Annotated in this window: 21 protein-coding genes, 3 tRNA genes and 2 pseudogenes; 19 read left to right on the plus strand and 7 right to left on the minus strand. The window is 71.2% G+C overall.

The features are described from left to right. Positions 1–103 precede the first annotated feature (103 nt). Positions 104–433 (minus strand): sigma factor-like helix-turn-helix DNA-binding protein, encoded by a 330-nt coding sequence (locus tag QM720_RS06405; RefSeq protein WP_415127831.1) that lies wholly within the window; start codon positions 431–433, stop codon positions 104–106. A 433-nt stretch (positions 434–866) separates the two neighbouring features. On the opposite strand from QM720_RS06405, the gene QM720_RS06410 reads away from it, so the two are divergent. Both QM720_RS06410 and QM720_RS06415 read left to right on the plus strand, forming a co-directional pair. Next, positions 867–1,868: a replication initiator gene (locus QM720_RS06410; RefSeq protein WP_415125311.1), complete on the plus strand. Its 1,002-nt coding sequence runs from the start codon at positions 867–869 to the stop codon at positions 1,866–1,868. A gap of 16 nt (positions 1,869–1,884) precedes the next feature. After that, complete coding sequence (locus QM720_RS06415; RefSeq protein WP_415125312.1) at positions 1,885–2,124, plus strand: helix-turn-helix domain-containing protein; 240 nt, start codon at positions 1,885–1,887, stop codon at positions 2,122–2,124. A gap of 557 nt (positions 2,125–2,681) precedes the next feature. Here the strand turns inward: QM720_RS06415 and QM720_RS06420 are convergent. Beyond that, positions 2,682–3,137, minus strand: a complete 456-nt coding sequence (locus QM720_RS06420) for a helix-turn-helix domain-containing protein (protein ID WP_415125313.1) — start codon at positions 3,135–3,137, stop codon at positions 2,682–2,684. Positions 3,138–3,247: 110 nt separating this feature from the next. On the opposite strand from QM720_RS06420, the gene QM720_RS06425 reads away from it, so the two are divergent. From QM720_RS06425 to QM720_RS06435, 3 genes are read left to right on the plus strand one after another with little or no spacing between them, the layout of a single operon-like run. Continuing rightward, the gene (locus tag QM720_RS06425) at positions 3,248–3,415 is read left to right on the plus strand and encodes a hypothetical protein (protein ID WP_415125314.1); all 168 of its coding nucleotides are present in this window, start codon (positions 3,248–3,250) and stop codon (positions 3,413–3,415) included. Beyond that, positions 3,412–3,570 carry a hypothetical protein gene (locus QM720_RS06430; protein WP_415125315.1) on the plus strand — a complete coding sequence of 53 codons (159 nt, stop codon included), beginning with the start codon at positions 3,412–3,414 and terminating at the stop codon, positions 3,568–3,570. The genes QM720_RS06425 and QM720_RS06430 overlap by 4 nt, the downstream gene beginning before the upstream one ends. After that, complete coding sequence (locus tag QM720_RS06435) at positions 3,564–4,544, plus strand: tyrosine-type recombinase/integrase (RefSeq protein ID WP_415125316.1); 981 nt, start codon at positions 3,564–3,566, stop codon at positions 4,542–4,544. The genes QM720_RS06430 and QM720_RS06435 overlap by 7 nt, the downstream gene beginning before the upstream one ends. On the opposite strand, the gene QM720_RS06440 is transcribed toward QM720_RS06435, so the two are convergent. From QM720_RS06440 to QM720_RS06450, 3 genes are all read right to left on the minus strand, one after another. Then, a tRNA-Phe gene (locus tag QM720_RS06440) sits at positions 4,545–4,620 on the minus strand. Between the two features lie 76 nt (positions 4,621–4,696). Beyond that, a tRNA-Asp gene (locus QM720_RS06445) sits at positions 4,697–4,770 on the minus strand. 22 nt (positions 4,771–4,792) lie between these two features. Then, positions 4,793–4,865 (minus strand) — tRNA-Glu (locus QM720_RS06450). 244 nt (positions 4,866–5,109) lie between these two features. Between QM720_RS06450 and QM720_RS06455 the strand changes: the two genes are divergently transcribed. Next, positions 5,110–6,492 carry a peptidoglycan DD-metalloendopeptidase family protein gene (locus tag QM720_RS06455; protein ID WP_415125317.1) on the plus strand — a complete coding sequence of 461 codons (1,383 nt, stop codon included), beginning with the start codon at positions 5,110–5,112 and terminating at the stop codon, positions 6,490–6,492. 56 nt (positions 6,493–6,548) lie between these two features. On the opposite strand, the gene QM720_RS06460 is transcribed toward QM720_RS06455, so the two are convergent. Next, complete coding sequence (locus QM720_RS06460) at positions 6,549–7,082, minus strand: inorganic diphosphatase (protein ID WP_415125318.1); 534 nt, start codon at positions 7,080–7,082, stop codon at positions 6,549–6,551. A gap of 82 nt (positions 7,083–7,164) precedes the next feature. On the opposite strand from QM720_RS06460, the gene tilS reads away from it, so the two are divergent. Beyond that, positions 7,165–8,160 carry a tRNA lysidine(34) synthetase TilS gene (gene tilS, locus QM720_RS06465; RefSeq protein ID WP_415125319.1) on the plus strand — a complete coding sequence of 332 codons (996 nt, stop codon included), beginning with the start codon at positions 7,165–7,167 and terminating at the stop codon, positions 8,158–8,160. A gap of 5 nt (positions 8,161–8,165) precedes the next feature. Here the strand turns inward: tilS and QM720_RS06470 are convergent, their stop codons facing one another. Continuing rightward, positions 8,166–8,708: a DUF937 domain-containing protein gene (locus tag QM720_RS06470; RefSeq protein WP_415125320.1), complete on the minus strand. Its 543-nt coding sequence runs from the start codon at positions 8,706–8,708 to the stop codon at positions 8,166–8,168. A gap of 88 nt (positions 8,709–8,796) precedes the next feature. On the opposite strand from QM720_RS06470, the gene hpt reads away from it, so the two are divergent. The 12 genes and pseudogenes from hpt (at position 8,797) to QM720_RS06530 (ending at position 20,734) form a co-directional block, all read left to right on the plus strand. Continuing rightward, complete coding sequence (gene hpt, locus QM720_RS06475; RefSeq protein WP_415125321.1) at positions 8,797–9,348, plus strand: hypoxanthine phosphoribosyltransferase; 552 nt, start codon at positions 8,797–8,799, stop codon at positions 9,346–9,348. A gap of 65 nt (positions 9,349–9,413) precedes the next feature. Then, positions 9,414–11,423: an ATP-dependent zinc metalloprotease FtsH gene (ftsH, locus tag QM720_RS06480; RefSeq protein WP_415125322.1), complete on the plus strand. Its 2,010-nt coding sequence runs from the start codon at positions 9,414–9,416 to the stop codon at positions 11,421–11,423. Between the two features lie 25 nt (positions 11,424–11,448). Next, positions 11,449–12,035: pseudogene (gene folE / locus QM720_RS06485) on the plus strand (GTP cyclohydrolase I). Next, positions 12,032–12,842: pseudogene (folP, locus tag QM720_RS06490) on the plus strand (dihydropteroate synthase). Before folE ends, folP begins: the two co-directional pseudogenes overlap by 4 nt. Next, positions 12,839–13,261 (plus strand): dihydroneopterin aldolase, encoded by a 423-nt coding sequence (gene folB / locus QM720_RS06495; RefSeq protein ID WP_415125323.1) that lies wholly within the window; start codon positions 12,839–12,841, stop codon positions 13,259–13,261. The pseudogene folP and the gene folB overlap by 4 nt, the downstream one beginning before the upstream one ends. Continuing rightward, positions 13,258–13,818 (plus strand): 2-amino-4-hydroxy-6-hydroxymethyldihydropteridine diphosphokinase, encoded by a 561-nt coding sequence (folK, locus tag QM720_RS06500; RefSeq protein WP_415125324.1) that lies wholly within the window; start codon positions 13,258–13,260, stop codon positions 13,816–13,818. Before folB ends, folK begins: the two co-directional genes overlap by 4 nt. After that, positions 13,815–14,309, plus strand: coding sequence for a DUF3180 domain-containing protein (locus tag QM720_RS06505; protein WP_415125325.1), 495 nt, complete (start codon positions 13,815–13,817; stop codon positions 14,307–14,309). The genes folK and QM720_RS06505 overlap by 4 nt, the downstream gene beginning before the upstream one ends. Continuing rightward, a complete protein-coding gene (locus QM720_RS06510; RefSeq protein WP_415125326.1) occupies positions 14,254–14,838 on the plus strand; it encodes a PH domain-containing protein in 585 nt (194 codons plus the stop codon). The genes QM720_RS06505 and QM720_RS06510 overlap by 56 nt, the downstream gene beginning before the upstream one ends. Next, positions 14,835–17,129: a PH domain-containing protein gene (locus QM720_RS06515; protein WP_415125327.1), complete on the plus strand. Its 2,295-nt coding sequence runs from the start codon at positions 14,835–14,837 to the stop codon at positions 17,127–17,129. The genes QM720_RS06510 and QM720_RS06515 overlap by 4 nt, the downstream gene beginning before the upstream one ends. Then, positions 17,126–17,803 (plus strand): DUF2520 domain-containing protein, encoded by a 678-nt coding sequence (locus tag QM720_RS06520; RefSeq protein WP_415125328.1) that lies wholly within the window; start codon positions 17,126–17,128, stop codon positions 17,801–17,803. Before QM720_RS06515 ends, QM720_RS06520 begins: the two co-directional genes overlap by 4 nt. 695 nt (positions 17,804–18,498) lie before the next feature. After that, positions 18,499–20,034: a lysine--tRNA ligase gene (gene lysS / locus QM720_RS06525; protein WP_415125329.1), complete on the plus strand. Its 1,536-nt coding sequence runs from the start codon at positions 18,499–18,501 to the stop codon at positions 20,032–20,034. 1 nt (position 20,035) lies between these two features. Next, positions 20,036–20,734, plus strand: a complete 699-nt coding sequence (locus QM720_RS06530) for a LysE family transporter (protein WP_415125330.1) — start codon at positions 20,036–20,038, stop codon at positions 20,732–20,734. The last annotated feature ends 5 nt before the right edge of the window (positions 20,735–20,739 follow it).

Consider the following 20,739-nt stretch of genomic DNA (forward strand, 5'->3'; position numbering starts at 1 on the left):
GACGGGTACGCGATGGTCTCTGGGACGAACAGCACCGGTGACGGGCCCCGCCCTCTTGCCATGACCTCGCGAGGAGGACCGAGAGGAACGCTGTGAGGGGCGTTCAGTTCCCCACCGAAGGGGACAGCAGTGCAAGGAGCCGAGCTCGGGCACGCTGATAGCGTCCCCGAGCGGTGGATGCCGGTACGCCCTGCAGGAGTCCCGCTTCGGCGATCGTGAAGCCATCCCAGTGGACGAGCGTCACCAATTCCGCCAGCTTCGGGTCGCGCTGTGCCTGGATGTCGACGCCGCGAAAGACGAACTTTGCGCCGGACCTTGCGATGACTTTCGCGGCGAGATCGCAGGCCTTGACCCGCCACAGACGGGTACGACATCCCAGTCGGACTCCCCGTGGAAGATGTCGACGGCATGGAACTCGGCCCTCGGGGAGAATTCCGGCACGTGCCGCGCGATGAGTGCGGCGACGTCGTTCAGTCCCTGATCAATGCGTCTCGCGGCGGCGGCCGAGGAGCGCGCGGACCGCAGCGGAGCGAAGGCCTCTGGCACCGCTCAGGATGGCTCCGCGGACGCTGACACGCCCGAACCCATCCACTCTTTCTGGCCGATAAACCCCGAAACCAGACCTCACCAGGGCAAAGCAAAACCCCCGCCATGTAGAAGCTAGGCGAGGGTTTCTGGGACCGTTGTAACGACGGTCCGTGTGGCTCCGACGGGCGTCGATCCCGTGACCTCACGATTTTCAGTGGTGCTGTTGATGCGTCGGCGTGGCGATGCGTTGCGAGCAGGAGGCAGGGCCGTTCACTCCCGATTGGGATGCTCGGCAGCGGGTGATCGGGCGGGGCTGCTCGAACCCGTACAAGACACCGTTGGGTTTCACGGTCAAGTGTGGGTCGCGGTCGAAGGCGCGTTGCGCGGGCTGCGCTGCGATCTACTACGGCGACTGGGTCGCGATTGGTAGGTCGGGGATCGTCGGCGGGGATGCGGGCCGGTACTCGTTCTACTTCCTCACGTTGACGGCTCCGTCGTTCGGCGCGGTGCACCGGGTGCCGAAGTCGGCCGAGAGCAACGTGCAGCGCTGCCGGTGCGGTGTCGTGCACACGGTCGAGGACGTGGGCCTGCGCGGCGTGCCAATCGACCCGGAGACGTATGACTACGCGGGTCAGGTGGCCTGGAACCGGGATGCGGGCGTGCTGTGGTCGAACACGGTGAGGCGGCTGCGGGACGTGTGGGAGAGCGTTGAGTTCTTCATGGTCCGCGAGTGGCAGGCGCGCGGGGTGCTGCACGTCCATGTGCTGCTGCGGGTCGAGCTGCGCGAGCGGGCGACCTCGGAGGCGGTGCGGATGCGGGCGGCGTCGGCGGTCGCCTGGTCGAAGGTGGACGGGTCGCTGGTCGAGTGGGGGCAGGAGGGCACCGACTGTCAGCCGATCCGCGCGGACGGTGACGCTCAGCGGCGGGCCTGGTACATCGCGAAGGCGTTGAACTACTCGCTGAAAGACGTGGTGCTCGACGCGGCTGCCGCACCGGCCGCGGTGAGCGCGCATCAGAACCGGTTGCGGGCGGCGGCGGAGCGGATGCGCTGCTCTGCGCTGTGTGAGGGCGGCTACTGCGGGAGCCGTGCGCATCGCAACTACGGGGCGCGCGGGCATGTCGTGTCGGCGTCGCGGCGGACGCTGACGCGGCCGGGCTGGTCGTTTACGGGGTTGACGCGCACGCGGCTGCGGCGGGAGCGGTTCTTGTGGTGGCTGCTCAACGGCGCGACGCCCACGGAGCGAGAGGCGCGCGGGTGGCCGGGTGAGGCCTCGGTGATGGAGTCGGCGGCGGTTGCCGCTCGTGAGGAAGTGGCTGCGCTGTGTCCAGGCGGGCCGTGAGAGAGAGGAACAGGACATGATCAAGATCGAGGCTGGTGTGGAGCTGGCGGAGCTGATGACGACGGCGCAGGTCGCCCGTGAGTACGGGTACACGCGCGGCGGGATCGTGGTGGCGGTGCGGCGGGGCAACCTGCGGGCCGTGGGCAAGCTCCCGGCGAAGAATGGCGCGTGGCTGTTCGCCCGCGCTGATGTGGCGGCGTGGGCGGCGCAGTCGGGGCGTCATGGCGGCCGCACGGTGTACGGGGCTGGCTCGTGATGGGCTCGGCGCCGACCGCGTATTGCGATGCCTTCGGGCGCTGGATCGGCTGCGGGTGCTGCGGCGCGTCGCATCTGCTCGTCGGCAGCGTCGATGAGTGGTTGGTCTGGACGGTCGAGATTCCGCCGCTTCACGCCGGTGTCCGAGCTGCCGCGGAGGGCGCACCGGCCGGGGCTCAGTTGACGCTGTGCCACGATTGCCTGTGCATCCGCGGGGTATGACGCGCATCATGGTGACGGGGCCGAGGGGCCACCGTGGCGCGCGGAAGGGACCGCGGGACGGGGTAGGGGATGTCCGGATGCCCGAGGGCGGGAGCCCGCCACGGCGGGCGGAGCCTCGGGCGACGGGCGCCCCTGCCCCGTCCCCGGAACGAACGCACGCATCGGGGATGCATGGACGGTCAACGGGTACCGGCAACGTGTCCGAGGGCAACCGTAGGGCGCGTCAGCGCCTGGAGGGCGGCAGCAGCGGGCGGCTTGCCGCCCGCCTTGATCCTGTGTGGATTATTTCGGGAGCCGGTCACGCTGGGCGCTGATCGTCGGCGTCAGCCGACACGATCAGGACTCGTCGTCGTTGGTCGCTACGGGGTTGTTCTTCCACCTGTTGACCGTGTTCACGCCGATGCCGAGAAGGGCGGCGATGCGGCGCTGCGTGAATCCGCGGGCGGTGGCGTGCTCGACGGCGACGCGCTCCCAGTAGTAGTAGCTGCTCCGGTATCCGCGGAGCGCGCTGAGCGCCCGTGTGATGCGCTCTTGCTCGGCATCGTGGGCCATGTCGGCGTCAACGAGGTCGGCGATGGGGTGGCGGTCGGCCTCCCATGCGCTGCCCTGCTCGTAGTAGTACGCCTCGGCCTCGTCTCGGGTCGTGGGCCGGTAGGCGGCGGTGCCGATCTCGCGGAGCTGCTCGCCGAGCATGATGAAGCTCTGCGCGATGTCGTTGAGGCTGATGTCGGCCCCGGCGAGCATGTTTTCGTCTTCGGGGTGGTCGGGCCGCGCGCCCTGGTGCGTGCTCATGTCGCAAGGGTATCTGTCGGCCGCGCCACGCCGCGAGTTGTCACCGTACCCATACGGTGACATTCGATGCTAGCCTGTCTCCGTACGCATACGGTGACGGGAGGCGGCAGGTGGCGGTGTACGCGGTTGAGGCGGACGGTTGGGTGTACCGGCCGGTGATGGTGGGTGCTTTCGAGGTTGGCGCGGTGATCGTGTCGCCGGGCGGTGCGGAGTTCGCCTACGAGAATCCGGTGTCGGCTCGGGCTGATTTCCTCGCGTTGACGGGTGTCGAGCTGTGAGTTTCGAGCTGGGGATCTATGAGGATCGGGGGCAGCTCGATCATGACGTGGCGATGCTCATGCGGGACATGGTGCTGTCCGAGCTGGGCCGTCGCGAGGTTGGCGAGCGTGAGGCTATGGCGGCGGTGCGTCGTTGGGTGCGTAACCCGTGGTGACGGTCGCTGATGTGTGGGCGCGGTATCAGGAGCTGATACTGAGCCGCCTGGCGCCGAGCACGACGCGTTCGTACTTCGCGGCGTGGCGGGTGCGGGTGGGGCCGTCCTTCGGTGCGTGGGAGGTCGGTGATCTGCGGCCGCTGGACGTCGAGCTGGCGTTTGCGTCGTGGTCGGGTGCGCATTCGACGCGGGTTGATGCGCTGGCGACGTTGTCGGCGATCTGCCGCACTGCGGTGAAGGCGGGCTTGTTGGTCGCGAATCCGTGCACGGGTATCGAGCGGGTGCGACTGGTGCCGTATGACCCGGCTGGGCGGGCGTTGAGCATGGTCGAGATTGAGCGGTTGGTGGCGGCGCTGCCGTCGTCGGGGCCGTATCGGCGGTTCGTGCTCGCGATGCTGTACACGGGGTGCCGACTGGGTGAGGTCGCGGGGCTGCGGGTCTCGGACGTTGACGCCGAGCTGGGCGTGCTCCAGGTGCGGCGCACGGTGTCGCCGGGTCGCGGTGGCCGGATGACGGTCGGGCCGACCAAGGGCCGCAAGGTGCGGGCGGTGCCGCTTGTGGAGCCGCTGCGGCCGGTCGTGTCTGAGGCCATGGTTGGCGTCGGCGAGCATGACTACCTGTTTCCCGGTCCGCGGGGTGGGCACGTCGTTTCGCGCAACCTGAGCCGAGCGCTCGGGTGGGACTCGATCCGTGACGGTATCAAGACGTTCGCGCCGGGTGAAGAGCCGTTGCACTTCCACGATCTGCGGCACACGGCCGCGGTGTTGTTCTTCCGTGCGGGGCTGTCGGCTCCGGACGTGCAAGCCATCCTTGGGCACTCGTCGCTCGCGGTCACTCAGGTCTACGCGGACACGCGGCATGATGCCGCGATCCGGGGGACGGCTGCCGCGTCGGCGTTCTGGGCCGCGAATCGGCTATGTCAATCCGGAGGGGGTGAGAGCTCCAGCATTACCGGTGCTGACCTGGGGATTTAGTGGTGGCTCCGACGGGCGTCGATCCCGTGACCTCACGATTTTCAGTCGTGCGCTCTACCAACTGAGCTACAGAGCCTCGCGGCATCCGCAAAAGCAAGAACGCCGCGTCCTAGACGAAAGGCCCTCTACAAGAAAGGGCCCGTCGCTCGGAGCGACCCTGACGGGACTTGAACCCGCGACCTCCGCCGTGACAGGGCGGCACGCTAACCAACTGCGCTACAGGGCCATGCATGTGAAGTTGTGGAGGGTGACCCCAACGGGATTCGAACCCGTGCTACCGCCGTGAAAGGGCGGCGTCCTAGGCCGCTAAACGATGGGGCCGAGCGAACCCTGAGGCTCACGCTTACCGACGCTCAAGCATACGCATGATCCAGGTAAATCGGAAATCGAGGGCGTGGGATGCCGGCTCCCGCCCGATCCGGGGTGAGGATGGCGGAGGCGTGCCCTGCGCAAGCGGGCGCGGCGCGAACGTCCCGATCGCAGACAAGGCACTGTCCGATCGGGCCGGATGTTGTTATTGTGACTGATGTTGCCAATGTGACGAGCCTGACCCCGGAGGTGTGACGTGCCGAGCAACGATGCGGAAGACTGCGGCTGCGCGCCGACCCCCGGCGAGCTGGCGGCGCTGACCGCGCAGAAGGCGCGCACCCCCCTCAGCCGCCGCAAGGCGCTGCAGCTCGGTGGGCTCGGAGGCCTCGGCATCCTCGGTCTGGGTGCCCTCGGCGTCGCCGTGAGCCCGGCATTCGCCGCCGACTACCCCTCGTGGGACGACGTCCAGCGCGCCAAGGCGAATGAGGCGGCCAAGGCCGACGAGGTGACGCGCATCCAGGGCCTCATCGATGCGCTGCAGGCCGATGTCGTGGCCAAGCAGGCCGAGGCGGTGCGCCTGGCCGGCGAGTACGCCGCCGCGCAGGAGGCCTTCGAGGACGCCGCCGCCAAGGCTGCCGACCTCCAGACCCAGGCCGACGCCGAGAAGCAGCGCGCCGACGAGGCCGCACAGAAGCTCGGTCGCCTCGCCGCCCAGCAGTACCGCACGGGCGGCGACGACGCCGCGCTGGAGCTCTTCTTCTCGGACTCGGCCACCAGCGCCGACGATCTGCTCGCGCGCCTGGGCACGATGGACCGTCTCGTCGAAGCCAACCGGGGCGTCTACGCCGACGCCGTCAGCGCGCGCGACAACGCACAGAACCTCAGCAACCAGGCCAGCGTCGCGCGCGACGAGCGCGACCGCCTGCAGAAGGAGGCCGAGAAGAAGATGATCGCGGCGCAGGATGCCGCCGCAGCCGCCCAGGCCGCCCTCGACCTGCAGACCGAGCACCTCGGCACCCTCCAGGCGCAGCTCGCCGCCCTGCAGGACGAGACCGCCAAGACCGTCGCCGACTACGAGGCCGGCGTCGAAGCCGCACGCAAGGCCGAAGAAGAGCGCCAGGCCCGGCTCGCCGCCGAGCGCGCCGCCGCGGCGCAGCGTGCGGCCGAAGAGGCCGCCGCGGCGGCTGCGAGCGGCGGAGGCAGTGGCGGACAGGCCGGCACCGGCGGCTGGGTGCGTCCGGCATCCGGCGGGATCAGCTCGTGGTTCGGCAACCGTGGCACCATCTGCGGCAACGGGTACTGCACGAGCGGGCACCGCGGCATCGACTTCGCGGCGGCCTGCTGGTCGCCGATCTACGCCGCGGCCTCCGGCACGGTCGTGTTCGCCGCGTACGCCGACTCGTGGGGCAACTACGTCAAGATCGACCACGGCGGCGGCATCATCACCGGTTACGCCCACATCGCCCCCGGCGGCTTCAACGTCAGCTACGGGCAGTGGGTGAACGCCGGCCAGGTCATTGCGTACGTCGGCAATACCGGCGCCTCCAGCGGGTGCCACCTGCACTTCGAGGTGTACTCCGGGGGCACGCGGATCGACCCCGCCCCGGTCCTGTACAGCCACGGCATCAACGTCTACTGACACGAGAAGAGCGGATGCCGGTGGCATCCGCTCTTCTGCGCTGAAGCCTCGGCGGTTCAGATGGTCTTGGGCGCGTGGCCCTCGCCCTGCGTCGCGGTCTGGTGATCCTCGTCCTGGAAGCGCTGGAAGGCCTCGGCGACGAGGCGCTCGGCTTCGGCGGCGTCGGCCCACTGGTCGACCTTGACCCACTTCTCGGGCTCGAGATCCTTGTAGTGCTCGAAGAAGTGGCCGATCTCGCCCTTGGTCCACTCGTCGAGGTCGCCCACGTCCTGGATGTGCGCCCAGCGCGGATCCTTCGCGAGCACGGCGACGACCTTGTCGTCGCCGCCGGCCTCGTCGAGCATCTTCAGCACGGCGACCGGGCGCACCTTCGCCATGACGCCGGGGTACAGGTCGCGGTCGAGCAGCAGGAGCACGTCGAGCGGGTCGCCGTCTTCGCCCAGGGTGTCTTCGAAGAAGCCGTAGTTGGCCGGGTAGCCCATCGGGGTGAACAGCACGCGGTCGAGGAAGACCCGGCCGGTGCCGTGGTCGACCTCGTACTTCACGCGGCTGCCGCGCGGGATCTCGATGACGGCGTCGTATGCGCCCATGTGGTGCTCCTTCTGTCCTGGAATAGCCGTCGTCCAGCCTAGTCGGGGCGGCCCGCCGCCGGGCGGGGCGTAGCGTGGAGGCGTGGACCACCGCCCGCCGCTCGACCCCGCCGTCGCCGAGATCCGCCGCGCCGTGCGCACCGCGCTCGCGGGCATCGACGGACCGGTCGTGATCGGGCTCTCCGGGGGCGTCGACTCGCTCGCCCTCACCGCGGCGGTCGCGTTCGAGGCGCCGGCGGCCGGGATCGCGGCGCAGGCCGTCGTCATCGACCACGGCCTGCAGCCAGGGTCGGATCACGTCGCGGCGCGCGCCGTCGCGGCCGCCGAGCAGCTGGGGGTGCCGGCTCGTGCGATCGCGGTGCGCGTCGACTCCGACAGCGGCAACGGCGGCCCCGAGGCGGCCGCACGCACCGCTCGTCGCGCCGCACTGCGGCAGGCGGCGCAGGATGCCGGGGCCCACGCGATCCTCCTCGCGCACACCCTCGACGACCAGGCCGAGACGGTGCTGCTCGGCCTCGCGCGCGGGTCGGGTGCGGCGAGCCTTGCGGGCATGATGCCCGACTGGGAAGAAGACGGCATCCGCTGGGTGCGCCCCCTGCTCGGGGCGCGGCGCGCGACGACCCGCGCCGCGTGCGTCGCGCAGGATCTGCCGCCCTGGGACGACCCGCACAACCTCGACCGCCACTACCTGCGCGTCCGCGTGCGCCAGGACGTCATGCCGGTGCTCGAGGCCGAACTCGGCCCGGGCATCGCCGAGGCTCTCGCCCGCACGGCCGACCAGCTGCGCGAGGACAGCCAGGCCTTCGCCGAGATGATCGACGAGATCATCGAGGACATCGTGGAACCGGCCGAGGCGGGCATCGCCGTCTCGGTGCCCGCGCTCGCCGCGAACCCGCCCGCGCTGCGGCACCGCATCATCCGCCACGTCGTGGCGAGCGAGTTCGGCGCGAGCCTCACCCGCGCGCAGACCCTCGAGGTCGCGCGCCTGGTCACCGACTGGCACGGTCAGGGGCCGATCGACCTGCCCGGATGCCGGGCGCAGCGCGCCGGCATCCGGATCGAGTTCGTCGCCCGCTGACGCCGCTACTTCTTGCCGCCGAGCAGCCCCCCGATGAGGCCGCCGATGTCGAAACCGCCGGAGGATCCGCCCGAGGACTGACCGCCGAGGCCGCCCAGCAGCCCGCCGATGAGGTCGCCGATGCCGCCCGAGGACTCTCCCGCGGAAGACGAGCTCGACGCCTGGTTCTTCGCGAGCATCCCCATGACGATCGGGGCGAGTATCGGCAGCAGCTGGGAGAAGTCGATGCCCGCCGTCTTCGAGTCGTTCGTCAGGGTCTTGGCGACTTCCTGCTGGTTGCCGCCGAAGACGTGCCCGAGGATCTTCTCGCCGTCGGCGGTGTCGACGGCGCTCAGGTCGACGCCGTTGGCGAGCGTCCCGGCGTGCGTGCCGAGCGCCGCCTCGATGGCCGCCGAGCCCTCGCTCGTCGACGCGTTCTTCTGCAGTCCGCTCAGGATGGCGCCGCCGCCTTGCTCGATCGCGGTCCGAGCGGTCTGGGCATCCACCCCCAGCTGCGATGCGATCTGATCGATGGGCAGGTTCTTGAGAATGTCGTCGATGCCGGACATGGATCCCCCTCTGGTTCCGCGGGCGGCTCTGCCCGTGGCGCTCAGCATATTGCCTGCCCCGGCCCTCCCGCACGGCTAGGCTCGGTGCATGCGCGCGACCGACATCGCAGACCAGTTGTCCAGCGTCCTCGTCACCGAGGACCAGATCCTGGACCGGCTCGACGAGCTCGCCCGCGAGGTCGAGGCCGACTATTCCGGCAAGGATCTGCTGCTGGTCGGTGTGCTCAAAGGCGCCGTCATGGTGATGTCCGACTTCGCCCGCGCGCTCACGCGCGAGGCGCCGATGGACTGGATGGCCGTCTCCTCCTACGGCGCCGGCACGAAGTCGAGCGGCGTCGTGCAGATCCGCAAAGACCTCGACACCGACCTCACCGGCAAGCACGTCCTCATCGTCGAGGACATCATCGACTCGGGCCTGACCCTCAGCTGGCTGCTGGAGAACTTCGCGTCGCGGGGGGCGGCATCCATCGAGATCCTCGCTCTCCTGCGCAAGCCGGATGCCGCCAAGGTCGAGATCGACTGCCGCTATGTCGGCTTCGACATCCCGAACGACTTCGTCGTGGGGTACGGCCTCGACTTCGACGAGCGGTACCGCAACCTGCGCGACGTCGCCGTGCTCGCCCCGCACGTCTACTCGTAGGCCCATTCCGCCGTGGGCGAATGCACAGACCGCGCATAAGCCCCGCGGGGTAGCCTGAACGGACCATGGACCTCAAGAAGATCACGCGCAACCCGTTCGTGTACGTGCTGCTCATCGGCGTGCTGCTGATGGTCGGCCTGTCGCTGATCTCGACGCTGACCGGCGCGAAGCAGATCACGACGCAGGAGGGGCTGACCCTTCTCAAGGGCACGACGGTGACCAAGGTGACCAACACCGACGGCGACCAGCGCGTCGATCTGGAGCTGTCGACGCCGTTCGAGGGCGCCTCGTCGGTGCAGTTCTACTACGTCGACGCGCGCGCCGCCGAAGTGCTCGCCGCGGTGGATGCCGCCGACCCCAAGGACGGCTTCAACGACGTCGTCCCCCGCGTGACCATCTGGGACAGCATCCTGTCGCTCATCATCCCGATCCTGTTGCTGGGGCTGCTGTTCTGGTTCTTCTTCTCCGCCGCGCAGGGCGGCAGCAGCAAGGTGATGCAGTTCGGCAAGTCGCGCGCGAAGCTCGTGACGAAGGAGACCCCGACGGTCACCTTCGCCGACGTCGCCGGCGCCGACGAGGCCATCGAGGAGATGCAGGAGATCAAGGACTTCCTCAAGGAGCCCGCGAAGTTCCAGGCCGTCGGTGCCCGCATCCCGAAGGGCGTGCTGCTGTACGGCCCTCCCGGAACCGGCAAGACGCTGCTCGCGCGCGCCGTCGCGGGCGAAGCGGGCGTCCCCTTCTACTCGATCTCGGGCTCGGACTTCGTGGAGATGTTCGTCGGCGTCGGCGCGAGCCGCGTGCGTGACCTGTTCAACGAGGCCAAGAACAACGCCCCGGCGATCATCTTCATCGACGAGATCGACGCCGTCGGCCGCCACCGCGGCGCCGGCATGGGCGGCGGTCACGACGAGCGCGAGCAGACGCTGAACCAGATGCTCGTCGAGATGGACGGCTTCAACCCGAAGGAGTCGGTCATCGTCATCGCGGCGACCAACCGCCCCGACATCCTCGACCCGGCGCTGCTGCGCCCCGGCCGCTTCGACCGGCAGATCGGCGTCGACGCCCCCGACCTCAAGGGCCGCCAGCGCATCCTCGATGTGCACGGACGGGGCAAGCCGCTCGCGGCATCCGTCGACCTCGAGGTCATCGCGCGCAAGACGCCGGGCTTCACGGGCGCCGACCTCGCCAACGTCCTCAACGAGGCCGCGCTGCTGACGGCGCGCTCGAACGCGCAGCTGATCGACATGCGCGCGCTCGACGAGGCGATCGACCGCGTCATCGCCGGCCCCCAGCGCCGCACGCGCGTCATGAAGGACAAGGAGAAGCTCATCACGGCCTACCACGAGGGCGGTCACGCGCTCGTGGCGGCGGCGATGAACCACTCCGACCCGGTGACGAAGATCACGATCCTGCCGCGCGGCAAGGCTCTCGGCTACACGATGGTCATGCCGCTGGAGGACAAGTACTCCGTCACCCGCAACGAGCTGCAGGATCAGCTCGCGTGGGCGATGGGCGGCCGCGTCGCCGAGGAGATCGTCTTCCACGACCCCACCACCGGCGCGAGCAACGACATCGAGAAGGCCACCGGCATCGCCCGCAAGATGGTGACCGAGTACGGCATGACCACCGACGTCGGCCCGGTCAAGCTCGGCTCGTCGTCGGGCGAGGTGTTCATGGGCCGCGACATGGGTCACGGCCGCGACTTCAGCGAGCGCGTCGCCGAGCGCGTCGACCAGCAGGTGCGCGCGCTCATCGAGCAGGCGCACAACGAGGCGTACGAGGTGCTCAACGCGAACCGCGACATCCTCGACAAGCTCGCGCTGGCGCTGCTGGAGAAGGAGACGCTCGACCACCTGGAGATCGCCGAGATCTTCACCGAGGTGCGCAAGCTCCCGGAGCGTCCGCAGTGGCTCTCCAGCGACGACCGCCCGGTGTCGACGCTGCCGCCGATCGACATGCCGCGCCGGCAGGACGAGGCGGGGCTCGCCGCGTCGGCCTCCGCCGAGAACGAGCCCTCCGGCGCGCCGGCCTCGCAGCGTCGCCCCAGCGGTCAGGCCCGTCCGGCCACCGCGTGAGTCGCCGACGGCATAGGCTCGTCACGTGTCCGTCGATCGTGACCGCGTCGCCGCCGCCGTGCGGGAGCTGCTTGCGGCGATCGGGGAGGATCCCGACCGCCCGGGCCTGAAGGCGACCCCGCAGCGGGTCGCCGACGCCTACACCGAGTTCTTCGCGGGGGTGGGGGAGGATGCCGCCGCCCCCCTCGCGCACACCATCTCGGTGTCGCGGGGCCCGCGCCCGACACGCTGCCGTCCGGGGCGGTGCTGCTGCGCGACATCCGGTTCCGGTCGGTGTGCGAGCACCACCTGCTGCCGTTCGCCGGTCGCGCGCACCTCGCGTACCTCCCCGGCGAGCAGGTCGTGGGTCTCGGCGCGCTGCCGAAGGTCGTCGACGTGCTCGCCGCCCGCCCGCAGGTGCAGGAGCGGCTCGGCGAACAGATCGCCGACACGATCGCCGGCGCCCTCGACACGCGCGGCGTGCTCGTCGTGCTCGACGCCGTGCACGAGTGCGTCACGATGCGCGGCGGCCGTCAGCTCGACGCCGCGACCGTGACGATCGCCGCCCGCGGCGCGTTCGCCGACCCCGCGGCGCGCGCCGAGCTCATGCTCCTCATCGGGAGGGCGTCGTGACGGTGATCATGGGCATCGTCAACGTCACGCCCGACTCGTTCAGCGACGGCGGGCGGTTCGCCACGACGGATGCCGCCATCGCCCACGGTCGCGCCCTGATCGCCGCGGGGGCCGGCATCGTCGACGTCGGCGGCGAGTCGACGCGGCCGGGCGCCGAGCGCGTCGCAGTCGAGCTCGAGCAGGAGCGCGTGCTGCCGGTCGTGGCGGCCCTGGCATCCGACGGCGCGATCGTCAGCGTCGACACGATGAACGCGGCGACCGCGGCGGCCGCGATCGCCGCCGGCGCCCGCATCGTCAACGACGTGTCGGGCGGGCAGGCCGACCCCGGCATGCTGGCGACGGTGGCCGCGTCCGACGCCGACCTCGTCCTGCAGCACTGGCGGGCCCTCGGCCGACATGTACGCGCGGGCCGAGTACGCCGACGTCGCCCGCGAGCTCGTCGTCGAGCTGGGCGACCGTGTCCGCGCGGCGGCGGCGGCCGGCATCCCGCCGAGCCGCCTCATCGTCGACCCGGGCATCGGGTTCGGCAAGCGCGGCGCGCAGAACTGGCAAGCGCTGCGCGCACTCGACCGCGTCGTCGCGCTCGGCCCGCGCGTCCTCGTGGGCGCGAGCCGCAAGCGCTTCCTGTCCGAGACGCTGGCGGAAGGCACCGGCACGGCGCCCGACGAGCAGCGCCTCGACCTCGCGACCGCCGTCACGAGCGCGCTCGCCGCACAGGCCGGGGCCTGGGGCGTGCGCGTGCACGACGTGGCCGCGACGCGCGACGCTCTGGCGGTCTGGAACGCCTGGACCGAGGGAGGGGTGTGACGGTGGACTTCATGGACGAGATCACGCTGACCGGCGTGCGCGCGTTCGGCTACCACGGCGTGTACGAGCAGGAGCGCCACGACGGGCAGGAGTTCGTCGTGGATGCGACCCTCTTCCTCAGCACGCAGCGCGCCGCGGCCAGCGACGACGTCGCCGACACGATCCACTACGGCGAGGTCGCCGAGCGCATCGTCGAGATCGTCGCGGGCGACCCCGTCAACCTCCTCGAGCGGCTCGCCGTGCGCATCGCCGACGACCTGCTCACGCGCGGCGACGTGCGGATGGTCGCCGTGACCGTGCACAAGCCGCAGGCGCCCATCGCGGTGCCGTTCGCCGACGTCTCGGTCACCGTCCGTCGTGCTGCCCGCCCCGCCGACCGCGTCGCGGGCTTCGCGGGCTTCGAGGGGGGCGCGGAATGAACCGCCGCCTCGCGCAGGGCTACCATGGCGAGACCCCGCGACGCGCGCATGCCGACACGGTCGCGGTCGTCGCGCTGGGCGCGAACCTCGGCGACCGGGCCGCGACGCTCGCCGCCGCGCTCGACGACCTCGCCCGGCTGCCCCTGACGAGTAACGTCGTCGCGGCCGACCCCATCGAGACCGTCGCCCTCACCCTCGACGGACCGGATGCTGCCGCCCCCGCCTACCTCAACACCGTCGCCCTCGTCACCACCCGCCTCGCGCCCACCGTGCTGCTCGGCTACCTGCACGCCATCGAGCAGCGCCACGGCCGGCCGGCGCGCCAGCCCGGCGACGCCCGCTGGCAGGACCGCACCCTCGACCTCGACCTCATCGCGTACGGCGACGTGCGCAGCGACACCCCCGTGCTGACGCTGCCGCATCCGCGCGCCGCGGAGCGCGACTTCGTGCTCGCGCCGTGGCTGGCGCTCGACCCCGACGCCGTCCTGCCCGGTGCCGGACGGGTCGCCGAGCTGCGCGCGCGGCTACGCTCTGCCCCGGAAGCGGGTGACGCATGAAGCGGACGGGAGCGGGGGTGCTCGTCGCCGGCTTCGCGGTCGGCGCGTTCGTGGGATTCGGCGCCGATCAGCTGCTGACGGCATCCGGTCGCCCCACGTTCACCCCCTCGGTGCTGCTGCCGGTGCTGCTCGTGCTGCTGGGCATCGCGCTCGTGCTGTTCGCCCTGCCGATCCGCCGCGCGACGCGGGGAGACGGCGGCGGCCGCGTCGACCCGTTCCGCGCCGTGCGCGTGGCGGTGCTGGCGAAGGCGTCGAGCATCGTCGGGGCGATCGTGGCGGGTGTCGCGACGGGGCTGCTGGTGTTCCTCGTCACCAGGCCGGTGGCCCCCTCGCTAGGCTCGGCGGGTGCGGTGATCGCGGCGATCGTGGGCGGGCTCGTGCTCGTCGGGACGGGACTTGTCGCCGAGCACCTGTGCACGATTCGGAAGGACGACGATGACGAACAGCCCGGACCCCCTGAGCCCGGACTCGGACTCTCCCATCACGAGTGACCCCGCGCCGGATGCCGGCACCTACGGCGCGATCCTCGAGCCCCGCAGCGCGAACCGCCTGCCGCTCGACGGCGCCTGGCAGCAGATCTCGCGCAAATACGTCACGGTGCAGCTGATCTCCCACGGTGCCCTGCTTCTCGTCGTGATCGCGGCGGCGCTCATCCTCTGGCTCGTGCTCCACCAGACCTGGGTGTGGATCCCGGCCGCCGTCGCCATCGTCGCCATCGGGTGGACCCTCGCGATCCTGCCGCGGCAGGCCCGCTCCATCGGCTACCAGCTGCGCACCGACGATCTCGTGTTCCGTCGCGGCATCCTGTGGCAGCGGATGGTGGCGGTGCCATACGGCCGGATGCAGCTCGTCGACATCACGCACGGCCCGCTCGACCGGGGCTTCGGCATCGCACAGCTCAAGCTCGTGACGGCCGCCGCGGCCACCGGCGTCACCATCCCGGGGCTCAGCCAGCAGGCCGCCGAGCGACTGCGCGACACCCTCATCGCCGTCGCCGAGACCCGGCGGACGGGCCTATGAGCGACGGCGGCGAGGCCGGGCCCCCGGTCGTTGAGCGAGCGGCGCAGCCGAGCCCCCCGGTCGTTGAGCGAGCGGCGCAGCCGATCCCTCCGGTCGTTGAGCGAGCGGCGCAGCCGCGAGACGAAACGCCCGAGGCGCGGTCGCGACTCAGCGACGGGGAGTGGCATCGGCTGCATCCGCTGACGCCGGTGCTGCGCGGCGGGCTGTTCCTGCTGGTCGTCATCGGCATCGTCGTGGCGAACCTGCGCGACCGCGTGATCGGCTGGCTGATCCCCGGGCTGACCGGCGCAGAGGCTCCCGATTGGGACGAGTACGAGGGCGATCCGGTCGACTTCGTCGTTGCGAACAACCTCATCCTCGTGGCGCTGCTGGTCGTGCTCGGCGTGCTGCTCGTGCTGCTGGCGGCGTTCTACGTCTCGTGGCGGTTCCACACCTTCCGCATCACCGACGACGACGTCGAGGTGCGCAGCGGCATCCTGTTCCGCACGCACCGGCGTGCCCCGCTCGACCGCGTGCAGGGCGTCAACCTCACGCGTCCCATGGTCGCGCGGCTGCTCGGTGCGGCCAAGCTCGAGGTGGTCGGGGCGGGCCTGGACGCCAACGTCATGCTGGAGTACCTCTCGACCGCCCATGCCGAGGCGGTGCGCGCCGACATCCTGCGGCTGGCCTCCGGCCGGCAGCTCGCCCGTGCCCGGGCGGCCGGTGCGGCGACGCCGTCGGCGGCCGCACTGACCCGCGCGGCCGCCGACGCGGTCGCCGCGGGTATCACGGGGTTGATCGAGGGAGCCGAGCAGCCCGTGGCGGAGCCGGCATCCGTCGTGCACATCCCGCCGGGACGGCTCGTCGCGGCGCGGCTGCTGTCGGGGTCGACGCTGCTGCTGCTCTTTCTGGTCGGCGTCATGATCGCCGGCTCGGTCCTCGGCGCGCCGTGGGTGCTGTTCTCGATCATCCCGATGCTCATCGGTTTCGGTGCGCTGTGGTTCCGGCAGATCACCCGGTCGCTGCGGTATTCGATCGCGCCGACGCCGGCGGGCGTGCGCATCACGTTCGGGCTGTTCACGACGATCACCGAGATCCTGCCGCCGGGGCGCGTGCACGCGTTCGAGATCCATCAGCCGCTGCTGTGGCGGCCGTTCGGCTGGTGGGCGATCCGCGTCAACCGGTTGTCGGGCCGCTCCGTCAGCGACTCGCAGGCGCAGCAGGCGGCCGAGGTGCTGCCCATCGGCACCCGCGACGATGTGGAGCGCGTGCTGGGGCTGTTCCTGCCCAGCATCTCGGCGGCGCAGTGGCGCGAACTGATCGTGCCGGGTCTGCTCGGGTCGGGGCGATCGCGCGGCGCGGGCTCCGGGGTGGGGTCGGATGCCGCTCCCGGCGCCGCGTCTGGGGCTGGGGCTGGGGCTGGGGCTGGCGCTGCGACTGGGGCTGGGGCTGGGGCTGGGGCTGGGGCTGCGACTGGGGCTGGCGCTGCGACTGGGGTTGGGGCTGCGACTGGGGTTGGGGCTGGGGCTGCGGCTGGCGCTGGGGCTGCGACTGGGGCTGGGGCTGGGGCCGTGGCCGCCGGCATCGCGTGGCACCGCGACCCGTACACGACGACGCCGCGGCGCGCATGGTGGCTGCGCCCGCTGTCGTGGCGGCGCAACGGCTTCCTCCTCACGCGCGACGCCCTGCTGCTGCGGCGCGGAATGCTCCGCCGCGACCTCGTCATCCTCCCGCTCGCACGACTGCAGTCGGTGCGCCTGTCGCAGGGGCTACTCGCCCGCGCGTTGCGCGTGGCGGGGATCGTCGGGCACACGGTGCTCGGCCAGGTGTCCGGCGCGCTGGGAGTGCTCGACCGCGACGACGCGTACGCCCTGTGGCAGCGGGTCGCCGCCGGGGCGGTGCGCGCCGCGGCCGCCGACCGTTCGCACCGGTGGGACGAGGATGCGGCGCTCGCGCCGGAGGGGGTGCTTGCGCCGGATGCCGTGGGCGCTGCTCTTGCGCCGGATGCCGCGGATGCGGGGCCGCCGACGCCCGTTGTGCGGGTTGCGGGGGCAGGGGCGGCGCCGGATGCTGGGGCGTGGCCGGCGGCGGACGCCGTGGCGGCACCAGCGGCGGATGCGGTGGAGGCACCAGCGCCGGATGCCGTGGCGGGACCAGCGGCGGATGCCGCGGCGCCTGTTGCGGTGGCGGGTTCCACGCCGTCGCCGGCGGCCACCGCATCCCCGTCGCTGACCGCGTCTGAGTCGGCTGCGCGTGATGCCTCGCCGGTCCCCGGCGCATCGGCATCCGGAACCGGCGAGGTGCGACCGTGAAGGGCTCGGCGCGATTGGGCGTCGGGATCATCGGTGCGGGCCGCGTCGGACCGGTCATCGGCGCGGCGCTCGCCGGGGCCGGGCACGCGCTGACCGGCATCACGAGCGGGTCCGACCCCGATCGGGTCGAGGCGATTCTCCCCGGCGTACCCGTGCTCGACGCGCAAGAGGTGCTGCGCCGCAGCGAGCTGGTCGTGCTCGCCGTGCCGCACGACGAGCTGCCCGGGCTCGTGGCCGGGCTCGCGGAGGTCGACGGCTGGCAGATCGGCCAGCTCGTGCTGCACACCGATGCGGCGTGGGGCACCGGGGTGCTCGAGCCGGCCGCGCGCCGCGGCGCGATCCCGCTGGCGGTGCACCCGGCGATGGCCTTCACCGGGACGACGATCGACCTGCGCACCCTGGGCGGGTCGTACGCCGCCGTGACCGCGCCGGCCCCCGTGCTGCCGATCGCACAGGCGCTCGCCGTCGAGCTCGGCTGCGAGCCCGTCGTCGTCGCCGAAGCGGATCGCGCCGCCTACGGCGAGGCGATCGCGACGGCCACCGAGTTCTCGGCATCCATCGTCGCCCAGGCCTCGGCCCTGCTGCGTCGGGCCGGCGTCGAGGAGCCCGGCCGCTACCTCTCCGCGCTCGTGCACTCCACCGTCGACCGCGCCCTGACCGACGCCGGCGCCTGAGCCCCTCAGCGCACCACGCCCGGTTCGGTCGCGGCAAAGTGCGGGTCGCGGCATCCGGCACCCGCAGGATGCCGCGACTGAGTCGGGTCGGCTGGTCGCCCTCTATGTTCGGTCGCGGCGATGTGTGGGTTGTGGTGTCTGGCACCCGCAGGTTGCCGCGACTGAGTCGGTTCGGCTGGTGGCTCTCTTTGTTCGGTCGCGGCGATGTGTGGGTCGTGGTGTCTGGCACCCGCAGAATGCCGCGACTGAGCGGGGTACGTGACCGGTGCGGGGGCGCGGGTGGCTCTCCTTGTTCGGTCGCGGCGAAGTGTGGGTCGCGGCTTCTATCACCCGCAGGTTGCCGCGACTGAGTCGGGTCGGCTGGTCGCCCTCTATGTTCGGTCGCGGCGATGTGTGGGTTGTGGTGTCTGGCACCCGCAGGTTGCCGCGACTGAACGGGGGATGTGACTGGTGCGGGGGCGCGGGTGGCTCTCTTTGTTCGGTCGCGGCGATGTGTGGGTTGTGGTGTCTGGCACCCGCAGAATGCCGCGACTGAGTCGGGTCGGCTGGTGGCTCTCTTTGTTCGGTTGCGGCGATGTGTGGGTTGTGGTGTCTGGCACCCGCAGGTTGCCGCGACTGAACGAGGTACGTGACCGGTGCGGGGGCGCGGGCGGCCGCCGATAAACTGGGACGTCGATCCGAGGAGCCACGCCCGCATGACCGAGAACACCGCCGCGCCCGCCGCAGAGGCGCCCGAGCCTGAACTCTCCGCCGAAGAGGCGCACGAGCAGAAGGCCGTGCGCCTGGCCAAGCGCGAGCGCCTCATCGCGGAGCGGACGGATGCCGCGGGTGGCGCGTACCCCGTCGCGGTTCCGGTGACCGACACCATCCCGGCGTTGCGCGAGCGCTTCGCCGACCTGGATGCCGGCGCCGAGACCGGTGTCACCGCCGCCGTCGCGGGCCGCATCGTCTTCAGCCGCAACACCGGCAAGCTCTGCTTCGCGAGCCTGCAGTCGGGGGACGGCAGTCGCATCCAGGCGATGGTGTCGCTCGCCGCCGTCGGCGAGGAGTCGCTGCAGCGCTGGAAGGACCTCGTCGACCTCGGCGACCACGTGTATGTCTCCGGCGAGGTGATCTCCAGCCGCCGCGGAGAGCTGTCGATCATGGTCGCCGACTGGGCGATCGCGGCGAAGGCGCTGCTGCCGCTGCCGAACCTGTACACCGAGCTGAGCGAAGAGAGCCGCGTGCGCTCGCGCTTTCTCGACCTCATCGTCCGCGAGCAGGCCCGGGAGACGGTGCGCGCTCGCGCGAAGGTGAACGCCAGCCTGCGCCAGACCTTCGCCGCGCACGGGTTCGTCGAGGTGGAGACGCCGATGCTGCAGGTGCAGCACGGGGGCGCGTCGGCGCGCCCGTTCGTCACCCGGTCGAACGCGTTCGACACCGATCTCTACCTGCGCATCGCGCCCGAGCTGTTCCTCAAGCGGGCGGTGGTCGGCGGCATCGACCGGGTGTTCGAGATCAACCGCAACTTCCGCAACGAGGGCGCCGACTCGACGCACAGCCCCGAGTTTGCGATGCTCGAGTTCTACCAGGCGTACACCGACTACCAGGGTGTGGCCGACCTGACGCAGGAGCTCGTCCAGAACGCCGCGATCGCCGTGGCGGGTTCGACCACCGTCACGTGGGCCGACGGCACGGTCTACGACCTCGGCGGCCAGTGGGAGCGGCTGTCGATGTACGGGTCGCTGTCGCAGGCCGCCGGTCGCGAGGTCTCGCCGGCCACGCCGTTCGCCGACCTGGTCGCGATGGCCGAGGCTGCGGGCGTCGAACTGCCGCCGCATCCCACCCACGGCAAGCTCGTCGAGGAGCTGTGGGAGCACTTCGTCAAGCCGACGCTGGAGCGCCCGACCTTCGTCATGGACTTCCCCATCGACACGAGCCCGCTCGTGCGTGAGCACCGCTCGATCCCCGGGGTCGTGGAGAAGTGGGATCTCTACGTGCGCGGCTTCGAGCTGGCGACCGGATATTCGGAGCTGATCGACCCGGTCATCCAGCGCGAGCGGTTCGTCGAGCAGGCGAAGCTCGCCGCACGCGGCGATCTGGAGGCGATGCGCATCGACGAGGAGTTCCTGCGCGCACTCGAGCACGGCATGCCGCCGACGGGTGGGCAGGGCATGGGCATCGACCGCCTGCTCATGGCGATCACGGGGCTCGGCATCCGGGAGACGATCCTCTTCCCTCTCGTCAAGTAGCGTGTCGTTCTCGCTCTGGCTCACGCTGCTGCTCGCGTGCGTCGTCATCAGCTTCACGCCCGGCGCGGGCGCCATCAACACGATGGGCAACGCGCTGAACCACGGATTCCGCCGTGCGATCTGGGGGATTCTCGGCCAGCAGGCCGCCCTCATCGTGCACATCGCGATCGTCGCGCTCGGCGTCGGCGTGCTCGTGGCGTCGTCGCCCGTGCTGTTCGAGATCATCCGCTACAGCGGCGCCGCGTACCTCGCGTATCTGGGCCTGCGGCTGATCCTGCGCCGGCCGGCGGTGGCCGCCGAGGTCGCCGAGCCGGCCGAGCCCGTCGACGCGCGGGATGCCGGGGAGCCCGGCGACGGCCCCGCGACGAGCCCGGGGGCCGCGGGTGGGGCGCGCGCCGAGTCGCGCTGGTCGATGTTCCGGCGCGGGCTGTGGGTGAATCTGCTGAACCCGAAGGCGATCGTGTTCTTCCTCGCGTTCCTGCCGCAGTTCATCCGGCCGGCCGATCCGCTCCTCCCGCAGTACCTCACCGTCGCGGTCACGGTCGTCGCGGTCGACGTCGCCGTGATGTGGGGGTTCTTCGCGCTCGCCGCGCAGGGGTTCCGGCGCTTCTCGCGCACGGTGCGCGGCCAGCGCACGATCGACATCGTGTTCGGCATCCTGTTCATCGCCGTCGCCCTGCTGCTCGCCTTCCTCCACTGACCCGG

Origin of the sequence: Microbacterium sp., assembly GCF_047602155.1 — a bacterium.
GTDB lineage: Bacteria > Actinomycetota > Actinomycetes > Actinomycetales > Microbacteriaceae > Microbacterium.

Bases quoted from the DNA above. Each gene is read 5' to 3' on its own strand.
- hpt (WP_415125321.1), top strand. From the start codon at position 8,797: ATGCGCGCGACCGACATCGCAGACCAGTTGTCCAGCGTCCTCGTCACC.
- QM720_RS06515 (WP_415125327.1), top strand. From the start codon at position 14,835: ATGAGCGACGGCGGCGAGGCCGGGCCCCCGGTCGTTGAGCGAGCGGCG.
- QM720_RS06460 (WP_415125318.1), bottom strand. From the start codon at position 7,082: ATGGGCGCATACGACGCCGTCATCGAGATCCCGCGCGGCAGCCGCGTG.
- QM720_RS06505 (WP_415125325.1), top strand. From the start codon at position 13,815: ATGAAGCGGACGGGAGCGGGGGTGCTCGTCGCCGGCTTCGCGGTCGGC.
- QM720_RS06510 (WP_415125326.1), top strand. From the start codon at position 14,254: ATGACGAACAGCCCGGACCCCCTGAGCCCGGACTCGGACTCTCCCATC.
- QM720_RS06420 (WP_415125313.1), bottom strand. From the start codon at position 3,137: ATGAGCACGCACCAGGGCGCGCGGCCCGACCACCCCGAAGACGAAAAC.
- QM720_RS06470 (WP_415125320.1), bottom strand. From the start codon at position 8,708: ATGTCCGGCATCGACGACATTCTCAAGAACCTGCCCATCGATCAGATC.
- QM720_RS06415 (WP_415125312.1), top strand. From the start codon at position 1,885: ATGATCAAGATCGAGGCTGGTGTGGAGCTGGCGGAGCTGATGACGACG.
- lysS (WP_415125329.1), top strand. From the start codon at position 18,499: ATGACCGAGAACACCGCCGCGCCCGCCGCAGAGGCGCCCGAGCCTGAA.
- ftsH (WP_415125322.1), top strand. From the start codon at position 9,414: ATGGACCTCAAGAAGATCACGCGCAACCCGTTCGTGTACGTGCTGCTC.
- folK (WP_415125324.1), top strand. From the start codon at position 13,258: ATGAACCGCCGCCTCGCGCAGGGCTACCATGGCGAGACCCCGCGACGC.